The sequence below is a fragment of the Pseudomonas sp. GLN_2 genome (assembly GCF_043106005.1).
GTDB classification, from domain to species: domain Bacteria; phylum Pseudomonadota; class Gammaproteobacteria; order Pseudomonadales; family Pseudomonadaceae; genus Aquipseudomonas; species Aquipseudomonas alloputida.
This window is the reverse complement of the sequence record NZ_JBICMC010000013.1, coordinates 32,700-46,659: the sequence shown is the minus strand read 5'-3', so window position 1 is coordinate 46,659 and position 13,960 is coordinate 32,700. Positions and strand designations below refer to the sequence as shown.

Annotated in this window: 7 protein-coding genes and 1 pseudogene; 3 read left to right on the top strand and 5 right to left on the bottom strand. The window is 62.4% G+C overall.

Annotation, left to right across the window (positions count from 1 at the left end; translation table 11 throughout):
* Nucleotides 1-43: 43 nt before the first annotated feature.
* Complete coding sequence (mscK, locus tag ACF8Q6_RS03145; RefSeq protein ID WP_392491998.1) at nucleotides 44-3,352, bottom strand: mechanosensitive channel MscK; 3,309 nt, start codon at nucleotides 3,350-3,352, stop codon at nucleotides 44-46.
* A 35-nt stretch (nucleotides 3,353-3,387) separates the two neighbouring features.
* Complete coding sequence (locus tag ACF8Q6_RS03140) at nucleotides 3,388-5,130, bottom strand: potassium/proton antiporter (protein WP_010955613.1); 1,743 nt, start codon at nucleotides 5,128-5,130, stop codon at nucleotides 3,388-3,390.
* 177 nt (nucleotides 5,131-5,307) lie between these two features.
* Between ACF8Q6_RS03140 and ACF8Q6_RS03135 the strand changes: the two genes are divergently transcribed.
* Nucleotides 5,308-7,458: a dermonecrotic toxin domain-containing protein gene (locus ACF8Q6_RS03135; protein WP_392491996.1), complete on the top strand. Its 2,151-nt coding sequence runs from the start codon at nucleotides 5,308-5,310 to the stop codon at nucleotides 7,456-7,458.
* A 42-nt stretch (nucleotides 7,459-7,500) separates the two neighbouring features.
* Here ACF8Q6_RS03135 and betA read toward each other — a convergent pair whose 3' ends face one another.
* The 3 genes from betA to betI form a co-directional block, all read right to left on the bottom strand.
* Entirely contained in the window at nucleotides 7,501-9,198 is a 1,698-nt protein-coding gene (gene betA / locus ACF8Q6_RS03130; RefSeq protein ID WP_221099887.1) for a choline dehydrogenase, read from the bottom strand.
* A 77-nt stretch (nucleotides 9,199-9,275) separates the two neighbouring features.
* Nucleotides 9,276-10,748 (bottom strand): betaine-aldehyde dehydrogenase, encoded by a 1,473-nt coding sequence (betB, locus tag ACF8Q6_RS03125; RefSeq protein WP_392498279.1) that lies wholly within the window; start codon nucleotides 10,746-10,748, stop codon nucleotides 9,276-9,278.
* A 39-nt stretch (nucleotides 10,749-10,787) separates the two neighbouring features.
* Nucleotides 10,788-11,444, bottom strand: coding sequence for a transcriptional regulator BetI (gene betI, locus ACF8Q6_RS03120; RefSeq protein WP_110745136.1), 657 nt, complete (start codon nucleotides 11,442-11,444; stop codon nucleotides 10,788-10,790).
* 531 nt (nucleotides 11,445-11,975) lie between these two features.
* On the opposite strand from betI, the pseudogene ACF8Q6_RS03115 reads away from it, so the two are divergent.
* Together ACF8Q6_RS03115 and ACF8Q6_RS03110 are read left to right on the top strand one after the other, a co-directional pair.
* A pseudogene (locus ACF8Q6_RS03115) lies at nucleotides 11,976-13,510 on the top strand (BCCT family transporter).
* Nucleotides 13,458-13,922, top strand: coding sequence for a hypothetical protein (locus tag ACF8Q6_RS03110; protein ID WP_173881252.1), 465 nt, complete (start codon nucleotides 13,458-13,460; stop codon nucleotides 13,920-13,922). Before ACF8Q6_RS03115 ends, ACF8Q6_RS03110 begins: the two are co-directional and overlap by 53 nt.
* Nucleotides 13,923-13,960: the final 38 nt, after the last annotated feature.

The following is a 13,960-nucleotide window of genomic DNA, read 5'->3' as shown; positions in this document are numbered from 1 at the left end:
GCCCTCGCAGCCATTTTGCACACAATAAAGTATTCGAGCCCATTCAGGCCGAAGCAGTGCCATCCAATTTCGGCTGTTCCATCGGAATCAATTGCTGTTTGCTGCCCTTGGCGTCCATCAGGAATACCTCTACCTGGCGTACCGAGATCTTGATGTTGTGGGCCTTGAACTCGCGGTTGATGTAGCGGTTGATCTCGTCCAGCGTCGGGTTGCGGTCGCCCAGGTCGCGCACGTGCATGCGCAGTTCGTGGTCCAGCGAGCTTTCGCCGAAGTTGAGGAAGTACACGATCGGTTCCGGGTCCTTGAGCACGCGTGGGTTCTCATGCGCGCCCTTGAGCAGCAGGTCGCGCACCAGGTCGAGGTCTGAGCCATAGTCGATGCCCAGCTTCAGCGTCACCCGGGTGACCGTGTCGGTCAGCGACCAGTTGATCAGTTGGCCAGTGATGAAGGTCTTGTTGGGGACGATGATGTCCTTGCGGTCGAAGTCGGTGATGGTGGTGGCGCGGATGCGGATCTTGCTTACCGTGCCCGACAGGTTGCCGATGGTGATGGTGTCGCCAATCCGTACCGGGCGCTCGAACAGGATCATGATGCCGGAGATGAAGTTGGCGAAGATTTCCTGCATGCCGAAGCCCAGCCCTACTGACAGCGCGGCCACCAGCCATTGCAGCTTGTCCCAGCTCACCCCCAGGCTCGACAGGGTGCTGACGATGCCGATGCCGACGATGGTGTACGACAACAGCGTGGTGGTGGCGTAGGCACTGCCCTGGGCCAGGTTCAGGCGAGACAGCACCAGTACCTCCAGCAGGCCTGGCAAGTTACCGGCCAGGGCGAAGGTGATGCCGACGATCACCAGCGCGCCGAGCAGGTCGCCGAGGCTGATCGGTACCATGCTGGCGGCGGCGCCGGTGCCGCTGGTGTATTCGTAGAGGACGAAATTGTTGAGGTAGGCGAACACCGAGATCAGGTCGGCCCATACCCAGTACAGGCCGGCGATGAAGCCGCCGAGCAGGGCCAGGCGGATCAGGCGCAGCGACTGCTGGTTGACCTGTTCGATATCCAGCGTTGGCTCTTCGGTGATGACTTCGCCATCCAGCCCTTCCTTGGCTGCCGCACGTTTGGTCAACGCACGCTGGTAGGCCAGGCGTCGTGCAGCCACCGACAGGCCGCGCACGAAGGCAGCCTCGATCACCAGCCAGAACAGCAGCAGGTACAGGGTGTAGATGAGTCGGTCGGTAAGCTTCAGTGCCGTGTAGTAGTAGCCGAAGCACACGGCGACGAACAGGGCGATGGGCAGGGCGGTGAACGCTACCCCCACCGCCCTGCGGAACAGCGAGGTGTCACGGTGTGCCGGGCTGCTGAGCAGCAGGCGGCTGAGCAGCCAGGCCATCAACGCATAGCAGGTCAGCACCACGCCGATGCCCAATACGTCGTCTGCCAATGCCGAAGGCTGGTGCTCGGCCACCGCCACCACGCCGACCAGTGCCAGCACCACGGTGCCCAGGCGGCGAACCCAGCCGCGCAGGAACTCGACCTGTGGTTTGTGCCAGCGGAAGTGGACTTCCGCCACGCCACCGGGTGCGAGGATACGGTAGGCGGTATAGAACACCAGCCAGGCCTGGGCCAGCTGCCACAGTGCGGCGCCCAGGTTGGCATTCTGCCCGCGGGCGTCGATCTGCAGGGCGTAGCTGCACAGCGCCAGACCAAGGCTGACCGGCATCGCCAGCAGAATGTTGATTAGGATTGCCTGGGGCGTGTGCCATTGGCTGTCACGGCGGAAGTGGCCGATATCCTGGTGCACTTTGCCTAATCGTTGGTAAAGGTATTTGCGCCGCCACAACAGCGCGCCGATCACCAACAGCAGCGGCAGGAACAGCAACGGGCGCTGGCTCAGGCCATCGGCCAGCTCTTTCAGGCTGGAGCCCCACGGCAGGTTGGCGACCTGGTCGGCCAGGCGCTCCGGCACGTATTGCAGCCAGTCCCAGTCCAGCGGCTTGTTGCTGGGGATCCAGAACATTTGCTCGTCGAGGGTGGTGCGCAGGCTCTGCGCGGTGCCCAGCAGCTGCTTCTGGTTGAGCTGCAGGGTGATCGATTCGTTGAGCAGCGCCGACAGCTCGCGGTTCAGCCGCTCCAACAGGTCGCTGCGGGTGATGGCCACTTCCAGCAGGGCCTTGCGCAGCTGCGGGGTCACATCTTCCTGCGGTTGCGCCGCCAGCAGCTTGTCGACGTAGGTGACCGGGCTGCTCATCTGCTCGCGCTGCTGGTTGACTTCGAACTGGTACAGGCGGGTGTCGGCGATCTGGTCGGCCAGGTCGCGGTCGACCTTCAGGTGCGGCAGGGTCTGTTTCTGTTTATAGAGAATCTTCGACAGCAGCAGGCTTCCCTTGAGCACGTTGATCTGCTCGTCAAGCGCCTGGTCGGCCTGGGTCAGGCTGTCGAGCTGCTGCTTGGTGCGCAGGTTCTGCTGGGTCAGTTCGTTAAGGCGGTCGGTGCTCTTGAGCAGGTAGTCGGAAAGCTTGAGGTTGATCGCGCTTTCAGTGGCCAGCAGGCTGCTGCCGCCGGCCTTCTGAGCCTCGATCGACTGCTGGGTGACGGCTTCCTGGGACTGGGCCAGGCGTTTGGCGTTGATCAGCGTCTGCAGGTCCTGAATTTCCTGCTCCAGGCGCGCAGCGCGCTCGACCAGCAGGTCGTGACGCGCATTGCCGAGGTCTTGCAGCAGGCTGTTGCCGGCCAGTTCCTGGCGGCGCAGCAGGGTCAGCGCGTTGAGCGAAGCCAACTCGGCGTTGAGCTGATTGCGCTGGTCGGCATTGATGGCTTTGCCACCGTCCTTGCCGGTTTTGAGGATGTTGTTGATCTGCTGGGTGCGGGTCTGGCTGCTGCTGATCTCCGCCTGGGCACGCTCGGGGCGGGTTTGCGAGTTGATGATCAGGCTGTTGGCTTCAGACAACGCCTTTTGCAGCTCGCCCTGCAGCGTGTTGCGCTCGCTGAGCATCTGTTCAAGCTGTGGCACGGTGAGGTTGGCGTAGCGCTGTGCCACCGGTTGTGCCTTGGTTTCCTTGAGCCTGGCCAACTCCTTCTGGCTGTCGCTGGTCTCCTTGGGGGCACTGCTCAGCTGCTGCTTGAGTGCAGCCAGTTTCTTTTCGTTGTCTTCCTTGGCAGCAAGCAGGCTCAACGTTTGTTCGAGCACCTGCTGCAGCGCCTTCTGGTCTGCCTCGGGCAGCTTGCGCTCGGCGATCTTGTCGAGGCTGTTCTGGATACTGGCGGTGGTCGGGGCTTCTGCCGCGCTAGCGGCAAAAGAAAGGGACAGGCACAACCCGAGCAGGGCTGTGCGAAGGTACACGCGCAGGGACATAGGCAGACTACTTGTGGATCCGGCTGAAACGAAGTTTAGAGGAACAATCCTGGTCCGGGTCGCGTTCCTTCGGGGAATCTGACGCCTACTTTCTGGATCTTGTTCCCGTCCATGGTTGCCACGGTCCAGATCGTGCCATGCCATTCGACCTGGTCCCCTACTACTGGAGCGCCTCCGACCTTCTGTCGGATGAACTGCGCCAACGGCATTTTCGCGTCGAGGCCATCGAGCTTCAGGCCATACAAGGCTGCCACCGCACCCAGTTCGGCATCGCCTTCGAGCACGAAGTCGCCGAAGAAACGCAGATCCAGGCCACGCTGTGGCGCCTGGCTGAACAACTTGCCGAGGGCCGGCAGGTTGTGTTCGTGGCCGATCACGCAGAGCATGTCGCCAACCTCCAGCACCGTGCTGCCCGACGGGTGCAGCAGTTGCTCACCACGGAACAGCGCGGCAATCCGTGTGCCTTCGGGCATTTTCAGCTCGCGCAGGGCGGCACCGATGCACCACTTTTCGGCGCCCAGGCGGTAGACGAACATTTCCCACTCGCTGGTGATGTGCACCTCAAGGGCGGAGCGGGAGATTGGCGCCGGGTCTGGCGGAACCGTCACTTTCAGCAGCTTGGCCACCCACGGCAGGCTGGTGCCTTGCACCAGCAGCGATACCAGCACGATGAAGAAGGCCAGGTTGAAGAACAGCTGGGCGTCTGGCAGGCCCGCCATCAGGGGGAACACCGCCAGAATGATCGGTACCGCGCCGCGCAGGCCGACCCACGAAATGAAGCCCTTTTCGCGGCCATGGAAAGCCTTGAACGGCAGCAGGGCCGCGACCACCGACAGTGGCCGCGCCACCAGGATCATCCACAGCGCCAGGCCCAGTGCCGGCAGGGCGATAGGCAGCAGGTCGTGCGGCGTGACCAGCAACCCCAGCACCAGGAACATGCCGATCTGGGCCAGCCAGGCCATGCCGTCGAGCATATGCAGGATGCCATGGCGGCTACGGATCGGCTTGTTGCCCAGCACCAGGCCGCACAGGTAAACAGCGAGGAAGCCGCTACCATGCAGGGCGTTGGTCAGCGAGAACATTACCAGGCCGCCGGCGACTACCAGAATGGGGTACAGGCCGCCGGCCAGATTGATACGGTTTACCAGTTGCAGCATCAGCCAGCCGCCGCCCAGGCCCAGCAGCGTGCCGATACCGAACTCACGCAGCAAATGGCCCAGCAGGCTCCAGTGCAGGCCGGTCTCGCCGCTGGCGATCATGTCGATCAAGGTGACAGTGAGGAATACCGCCATCGGGTCGTTGCTGCCCGACTCGATCTCGAGGGTAGCGGAAACCCGCTCGTTCAGGCCTTTGCCGCCAAGCAGCGAGAACACTGCAGCGGCGTCGGTGGAGCCGACGATGGCGCCGATCAGCAGGCCCTGGATCAAGCTCAGGTTGAACAGCCAGGCGGCGATCAGGCCGGTGAGGGCGGTGGTGATCATCACCCCGACCGTGGCCAGCGACAGCGCCGGCCACAGCGCCACGCGGAAGCTTGCCACCCGCGTACGCAGGCCACCGTCAAGCAGGATGACGGCCAGTGCCAGGTTGCCCACCAGGTAGGCGGTTGGGTAATTGTTGAAGATGATGCCGCCACCATCGACACCGGCGAGCATGCCGACGGCGAGGATGATGACCAGAATAGGGATGCCCAGGCGCGACGACAGCGAGCTGACCAGGATACTTGCACCCACCAGCAATGCGCCGATCAGGAACAGGCTGTTGATGGTGCTTGCATCCAAAGGCAGGTACTCCGAGACAGCGGGGAAGGGACGTGGTAGCGCATTTTCCAGCAAAAGCTAGCAGGTCGCGTGCCAATCGATTCTAACCTGAGGCCGACGCAGGCTGTAAAGCGATACCGCATCGTCGCTGCGGCTTGCGGCTGTAATGGTTTGCCCACTGTCAGGCAGCCAAGTGACATGAATGTCAAAGAAACCATTTCTCTCGCCCAGGTGGCCCAGCGCCTGCTCGGGCAATTTCCTGATTTGCACAGTTTGGCGCGCCAGGCGGCGGGCCATGTGCTTCGCCGCCAACTGGGGTACTGGCTGGATCCGGACGGCCTTTATTGGCACGAGTTCCAGTCGGCGGCCAGCAGTGCGTTGAGCTTCACCGGCTGGCGCCACAGTGGGCCGCCACGACGCTCTTTGAGCCTTACCGAACTGGTCATCCAGCGATTCAGCCCCCAGCAGCAGGCCAGTGCTGACGAGTTGAGTATTTATGGTGGCTTCTACCGGGTGGATGCCAGCCACGCAGTTTACGACGAGCGCAACGAAGTGCGGCTCGACCCTCAGCAAGTACTGACGGCGTTCTGGCGGTTGGACTTTGCAGGGCGCTACACCGAGGCGCTGAGCACGTTTCGGTCACGGCATGGTGAAGACTATTGTGTCCTGGCCCGCGCCCGCTTCATTGCTGCTGTGGGCCAATCTGCGTTGAGCGAACCTGAGCGCCAGGAACTAATGGGGGTGACGCTCGCTGCACCCGCACTGCCGACTACCGTAAAAGCTTTGCGACTGGCCTGGGAAGGGAGTGCTCAATCTGGTTGGAACGCGCTTGTGATCGGCGGTATCAGCGCCAAGCTGATGTTCTTGCGCAAGCTGAAGACTGGCAGGTTGTGCCTCTATCTTGCCGATGTTCAGGCTGTGGTGCAGGTGTTCGACGATCGTCATGCGTTTCAGGAGTGGATGGCTGACCAGGCCGTCACGACGGTGGGGCGAGAGCGGCTGGTCAGGCTGTTCGTCGGGGACGGGGTACTGGCGCAGTCGCTACGCCCGCGACTACGCAATTACTTCAAGTTGCTCGCACAGTCGCGAGGTGACACCGCCATCTTGGGGCAGTCCATTGAAGGGGACCTGTTCGTTCGTCTACGTGATGCGGTGATGGATGATCTGACCCGCGACGCTCACGAACGGCTGACCACCAATGCCCAGCTGCGAAAGGCTGAGTGGCTGGCAGGCGTGCAAGCGGCGAGCTTCGTGATAGCACCGATGGCGCCGTTTGGCTGGCCAGTGATATTGGCATCGCTCGGTCTGGGCACCGCCAGCCTGGCGCTGCACCTGGACCGGGCAATCAATGGCAAGCAGGGTTGGCGCACAGCAGCGTGGTGGTCAGTACTGACGGATATTCTGTTCATCCTGCTTGATATAGCCATGCTGCGAGCCAGCGAGCTGTTTCCCGATGGCCACGTCCCCCCGCGGGTGGCTGGCCAGGCGCAAGCTTCTGCCGCCAAGGTCGACTGGGGGCTTTACATGGCCCCGGCGGCGGATGAATTGCTGGCTGTGTCGGATCAGGCGCTGGCCCGCCAGCAAGCTCTGTTGGGCGCGGTACCGTGGGCTGATCTCGAGGCCTTGGGGCCCAATGGCGAGTATCTGGATGCCTTCAGTGAACCCTACCCCGTCTATCGCGATGAGCATGGCTTTGGCTCGCCCGCCATTGCCGAGTACACCAGCTCGCCGGAGCGCTACAACAACCTGTGGCGGGGTATACCGCTAGAGGGCACGCGCGCCGCGCATATCCAGCGCAGCCATGCGCTTGCTCACGCACTTGGGCAAATCGGCGTGACTAATCAAGTGAGGCTGTATCGGGCTGCCTCCAGCCTGCGGGGCACGGGTTTTCAGGCAGTTGGTGAGGGCGCCATTGAGGTGGGTGACGTGCTGGTGACCACTGACTTCACGTCATTCACTGAAAACCCCTATGCCCTCTGGGAGGTTTTCAACGACCCGCAGGCTCAAATCAGTGGCAGGGATGTTTTTGATGAAAACGCGTTGGTTTATGTGTTGGAGCCGGGCGAGGACATGCAGGCGACGCCTATCGGGCCCTTTTCAAGGCGACCGGATGAGGCGGAGTCTTTGATGATGCCCGGGCGCTACCTGCAAGTGGAAAAGGTGACGGCCGTTCAAGGGCACAATTATCGCTTTACCGAGGTGTGCCTGAAGGCGCTGGCGCAGGCGCCAAGCGGCAAGGCAGTGCGTGATATGCGCACAGGCACGCTGTTCGATCGCCAGGCACTGGCGATGCGGCTGGGCACGGAGGATGATTCGTTGATGCGCACATTCTTTGCGCTGCCCTCCTGAGCGCACGTGAAAGGGGCCGCTGAGCGGCCCCTGATCAAGGCCTCAGCCCTGCTTCACTTCACGCATCGGCTTGCCTTTCACTGGCGCATCGCCCGCCACGTAGTACTTGGCGGTGCTGCGCGGCAGTGGCTTGCGGCCACGGATCTTGTCCGAAATCTTCTCGGCGATCATGATCGTGGTGGCGTTGAGGTTGCCGGTGATGATCAGCGGCATGATCGAGGCATCGACCACGCGCAGGCCCTTCATGCCGTGCACACGGCCTTCGCCGTCGACCACCGCCATGTCGTCGGTGCCCATCTTGCACGAGCAGGACGGGTGGAAGGCAGTTTCGGCGTGCTCGCGGATGAACTTGTCCAGTTCTTCGTCGGTTTGCACGTGGGCGCCCGGGCTGATTTCGCGGCCACGGTACGGGTCCAGCGCCGGCTGGGCCATGATTTCACGGGTCAGGCGAATGCCGTCACGGAATTCCTGCCAGTCCTGCTCGGTGGACATGTAGTTGAACAGGATGCTCGGGTGCTGGCGCGGGTCTTTCGACTTGACCTGGATGCGGCCACGGGCAGGCGAGCGCATGGAGCCCATGTGCGCCTGGAAGCCATGTTCCTTCACGCCATTGGAGCCGTTGTAGTTAATCGCAACCGGCAGGAAGTGGTACTGGATGTTCGGCCACTTGAACTCAGGGCGGGTACGAATGAAACCACCGGCCTCGAACTGGTTGCTGGCGCCGATGCCGGTGCCATTGAACAACCACTCGGCACCGATGGCCGGCTGGTTCCACCACAGCAGCGATGGGTACAGCGATACCGGCTGGGTGCAGGCGTACTGCAGGTACAGTTCCAGGTGGTCCTGAAGGTTTTCACCAACGCCCGGAAGGTCGTGCACAACCGGGATGTCGAGGCTTTCCAGCAGGGCGCGCGGGCCGACGCCGGAGCGCTGCAGCAGCTGCGGCGAAGCGATGGCGCCAGAGCTGACGATCACTTCCTTGCGGGCGCGGGCTTCCACGCGTTCTTCGCTGTCGCCGACCAGGTAGGTTACGCCTACGGCACGCTTGCCGTCGAACAGCACGCGGTCGGTCAGGGCATGGGTGACGATCGTCAGGTTCGGGCGTTTCTTGGCCTGGTCCAGGTAGCCACGGGCGGTGCTGGAGCGGCGGCCGTTCTTGGTCACCGAACGGTCCATCGGGCCGAAGCCTTCCTGTTGGTAGCCGTTGAGGTCTTCGGTACGCGGGTAACCGGCTTGCACACCTGCTTCAACCATGGCGTGGAACAGCGGGTTGTTGCCAGCCTTTGGCGTGGCCACACTGACCGGGCCGTCACCACCGTGGTAGTCGTTAGGGCCGATATCACGGGTTTCGGCTTTGCGGAAGTACGGCAGGCAGTCGAGGTAGGTCCAGTCTTCCAGGCCTGGCAGTTCTGCCCAGCCGTCGAAGTCCATGGCGTTGCCGCGGATGTAGCACATGCCGTTGATCAGCGACGAGCCACCCAGGCCCTTGCCACGGCCACATTCCATACGGCGGCCGTCCATGTAAGGTTCCGGGTCGGTCTCGTAGGCCCAGTTGTAGCGGCGGCCTTGCAGCGGGAAGGCCAGGGCGGCTGGCATCTGGGTGCGGAAGTCGAAGCGGTAGTCGGGGCCACCGGCTTCCAGCAGCAATACGGTGACGCCGGCGTCTTCGGTCAGGCGGGTCGCCAGGGTGTTACCGGCCGAGCCGGCACCGACGATGATGTAATCGAATTCTTGGGACATGAAAGTACCCTCGTGTTGGCGGTGATCGGGGAGCGGGTACGCCCGTGCGCGGTGGCACGGGCGGGGCTAGACAGGGTTCAGAAAACCGAGTTGTAGCCGCCCAGCTCGACCTGGACCGACTTGATGCGAGTGTATTGAGCCAGCGAGCTGACGCCGTTTTCACGGCCGACGCCCGACTGCTTGTAGCCACCTACCGGCATTTCGGCCGGCGATTCACCCCAGGCGTTGATCCAGCAGATACCGGCTTCGAGCTTGTGGATGATGCGGTGGGCGCGGGTGATGTCGTTGGTGCAGACGCCGGCGGCCAGGCCGTAGTCGGTGTCGTTGGCACGGCGGATCACTTCTTCTTCGGTTTCGTAGGTGAGGATGCTCATCACCGGGCCGAAGATCTCTTCCTTGACGATGGTCATGTCGTCGGTGCAGTCGGTGAACACCGTCGGGGCAACGAAGGCACCTTTGGCGAAGTCACCGGCAGTCAGACGCTCGCCGCCGCACAGCACGCGGGCACCTTCTTGCTTGCCTTTGGCGATGTAGCCCAGCACGCTTTCCATGTGCTGGAAGCTGACCAGCGGGCCGAAGTTGGTGTTTTCGTCTTCCGGGTTGCCAACGCGGATGCGGGCAACGCGCTCGGCGATCTTGGCTTCGAAGGCCGCCTTCATTTCAGCCGGGATGAACACGCGGGTGCCGTTGGTGCACACCTGGCCCGAGCTGTAGAAGTTGGCCATCATGGCGATATCGGCGGCCTTGTCCAGGTCGGCGTCGGCGCAGATGATCAATGGCGACTTGCCGCCCAGTTCCATGGTGACTTCCTTGAGCGACGAGCTCGAGGCGCTGGCCATGACTTTCTTGCCGGTGGTGGTGCCGCCGGTGAACGAAACCTTTTCGATGCGTGGGTGCTCGGTCAGCCAGGTGCCGACTTCGCGGCCGCTGCCGGTCAGAACGTTGAATACGCCGTTTGGCAGGCCGGCTTCGGTGTAGATCTCGGCCAGTTTCAGGGTGGTCAGCGAGGTGACTTCCGACGGTTTGAAGATCATCGCGTTGCCAGCGGCCAGGGCCGGGGCAGATTTCCACAGGGCGATCTGGATCGGGTAGTTCCAGGCACCGATACCCACGGTTACGCCCAGCGGCTCGCGGCGGGTGTAGACGAAGGACGATTCGCGCAGCGGGATCTGCTCGCCTTCGATGGCCGGTACCAGGCCTGCGTAGTATTCCAGCACGTCGGCGCCGGTGACGATGTCGACGTAGCGGGTTTCGGAGTACGACTTGCCGGTGTCCAGGGTTTCCAGCATGGCCAGCTCGTCGTTGCGCTCGCGCAGGATGTCGACGGCGCGGCGCAGGATGCGCGAACGCTGCATGGCAGTCATCGCAGCCCAGACTTTCTGGCCACGCTCGGCGCTTTCGACGGCTTTCTCGACGTCAGCCTCGGTAGCACGTTGCACGTGGGCGAGGACTTCGCCGGTGGCCGGGTTGATGGCCTCGAACGTGGCATCGCTGCCAGCGTCGACGTAAGCGCCATCAATGTAGAGTTTTTGCGTTCCGAAACGGGCCATAGTGTCCTCGCAAGTGCAGTGTGTGGTTTGGCCTGCGCGTCACGCTCCTGCCGGGTTGGCAAGTGCCGTGCGCGCATGGTCAGCAGCCTGGTCGTTTGTGCCCAGGGTGTGCTGCTTGGCCAGTTGTAGTTCCATGTATTCGTAAGCAATCCGTATCGCCTGGTCGGTGTCGAATGCATCACCCGACAGGGCGCCACGCAGCCACAAGCCGTCGATCAGGGCTGCCAGGCCGCGGGCTGCCTTGCGCGCATGGTAAAGCGGCAGGGCGCGGCGGAACTGGCAGCACAGGTTGGAATACAAGCGGTGGTCGTTGATCCGCTGCAACCTGTGCAAATCGGGCTGGTGCATGCTGGAAGCCCAGAAGGCCAACCAGGTTTTCATTGCCGGGCCGTTTACCTGGCTGGCATCGAAGTTGCCCTCGATGATCACTTTCAGGTGGGCGCGCGGGCTGTCGTCTTTCAGGGCCTGACGACGTGCTCTGACGCCTTCGTTGAGCATGCTCATGATGTAACCCATCGTCGCTGCGATCAGGCCGTTCTTGTCCCGAAAGTAGTGACTGATGATGCCGTTCGACACACCGGCCAAACGGGCAATCAGCGCAATGCTGGCGTCCCCCAGTCCGACCTGATCGACCGCCTGCAATGTGGCTTCGATCAACTGCTGGCGCCGGATGGGTTGCATACCGACCTTGGGCATCTTGCTATCTCCTCAGGCCTGCGAGCAGACGACAGGCGGCTGACTCGGCGAAGGCCAGTCTATTTTGTTTTGATTGAACGTTCAATCAATAAAGAATAAGCTCTGCGACAATTTGTGCCATTGACAGTTTTTCAGGCGGTCGAGAAGGCACGGATTGACACCCCAGGAAATCGCGTAACCCCCGGAATACAAGGTGTTGACGGGCATGAGCGATGCGAAATGCAGATTCTGCCGTATGGCCAGTGGCCCTGCGACAGGCCCTTGGAGCGGGCGGGGTGACCTGTGACGAATGCGCGCACCTCCGTTGAGGCGTGGCATTTTCAGCAGGCCATCTGTCTGTTTTGGCAACGTATCGATTCGGGATCACGGTTTCCAGGGTTCTTTTATAACACCTGATGCAGTGGGGATATTCCACCAATTGCTCGGGAAAGACTGATTAGCCTCCACAGCCGCACTGCCCGGAGCATTCGTGCAATGAGTTCTGCCTCACTTACCAAGCCCCCCGCCGAGAGGGTACGGGTCAACCGCGTGGTGTTCTTCACCTCCGCGCTGATGATCCTTGTTCTGACTGCCTTGCTGATCGCTGTACCCGAAACTGCCGGCCAGGTGCTGGGCGTTGCCCAGAAGTGGCTGACGCGCACCTTTGGCTGGTACTACATGCTGGTCATCTGCGGATACCTGCTGTTCGTCGTCTACCTGGCTTTCTCCGACTACGGCAGCCTCAAGCTGGGTGGCAAGGACGACCAGCCTGACTTCAGCTATGGCGCCTGGGCCGGCATGCTGTTCTCGTCCGGTATCGGTATTTCGCTGCTGTACTTCGGCGCCTCCGAGCCCCTGGACCACTACTTCAACCCACCGGAGGGCACTCCTGCCAGCCTCGAGGCCGCGCGCCAGGGCCTGCAGCTGACCTTCCTGCACTGGGGCCTGCACGGCTGGGCGATCTATGCCCTGGTCGGCCTGGCCGTGGGTTACTTCGCTTACCGCCACAACCAGCCGCTGGCACTGCGCTCGGCACTGTACCCGCTGGTGGGCGAGCGTTGGGTCAAGGGCGCTGCCGGCAACGCCGTCGATATCTTCGGCATGTTCGTCACCCTGCTGGGCCTGGTGACCAACCTGGGCATCGGCGCGATGCAGGTGTCGTCCGGCCTGGAATACCTGTTCGGCATGGACCACAGCAAGACCAACCTGCTGGTGGTGATCCTGGTCATGGCTGGCGTGGCCACCGTGGCAGCGGTATCGGGTGTGGAAAACGGCATCCGCCGCCTCTCCAACCTGAACATCATGCTGTTCAGCGGCCTGTTGATCTTCGTGCTGCTGGGCGGCGAAACCCTGCACCTGCTCAACGGCTTCGTGCAGAACGTCGGCGACTACCTGAACGGCATCGTGCTGAAAACCTTCGACCTCTATGTGTATGAAGGCGAAGCCGGCAAGTCGGAGCGCTGGCTGGGCCTGTGGACCGTGTTCTACTGGGCCTGGTGGATCTCCTGGGGCCCGTTCGTCGGCATGTTCATTGCGCGTATTTCCAAGGGCCGCACCGTGCGCCAACTGGTGATGGGTGTGCTGCTGATCCCGCTGGGCTTCACCCTGGCCTGGCTGTCGATCTTCGGCAACACCGCACTGGACCTGGTGATCAACCAGGGCGCCGTGGAGCTGGGCAAGACTGCGCTGGAACAGCCTTCGATGTCGATCTACCAGCTGCTGGAATACTTCCCGGCAGCCAAGATCGTCATTGGTGTGGCAGTGTTCGTCGGTTTCGTGCTGTTCCTCACACCGGCCGACTCCGGCGCGGTGATGATGGCCAACCTGTCGTGCACAGGCGGCAAGGTCGACGAAGATGCCCCGCACTGGATGGTGGTGTTCTGGTCCGTGGTGATCACCCTGGTCACCATCGGCCTGCTGTTTGCCGGTAACTTCGAAGCCATGCAGACCATGGTCGTGCTGGCGGGCCTGCCATTCTCGGTGGTGCTGGTGCTGTTCATGTTCGGCCTGTACAAGGCCATGAAGCAGGACGTGGTGATCGAGCAGGAGCGCGCCGAACTGGCCGCCCGTGGCCGTCGCGGCTTTAGCGAGCGCCTGACCCAGCTGGAACTGCAGCCGACCCAGGCCGTGGTGCAGCGTTTCATGGACAAGCAGGTCAGTCCGGCGTTGAAAGAAGCCGCTGCACAGCTGCAGACGCAGGGCTTCGAGGTGGAAACCCGCGTTGGCCAGTCGCGCAACCTGATGGGCTTGCGGGTGATGATGGAAGAAGGCAACCCTTTCGTCTACGAAGTGAGCCTTGACGGCTATATGGCCGCGTCGAGCGAGGCGCCGGTCGAGGGTGAGCCTGAACTGCGCCAGCGCTTCTACCGCGCCGAGGTCTATCTGCATGACGGCAGTCAGGAGTACGACCTGATGGGCTTTGCCCCAGACCAGATCGTGCGTGATGTGCTCGATCAGTTCGAGAGCCATCGCCAGGTGCTTGGCCGCGTCTATAGCTGACTTCCCGGCAGGCCGCCGCACTGCCAGGTGTCGCGGCT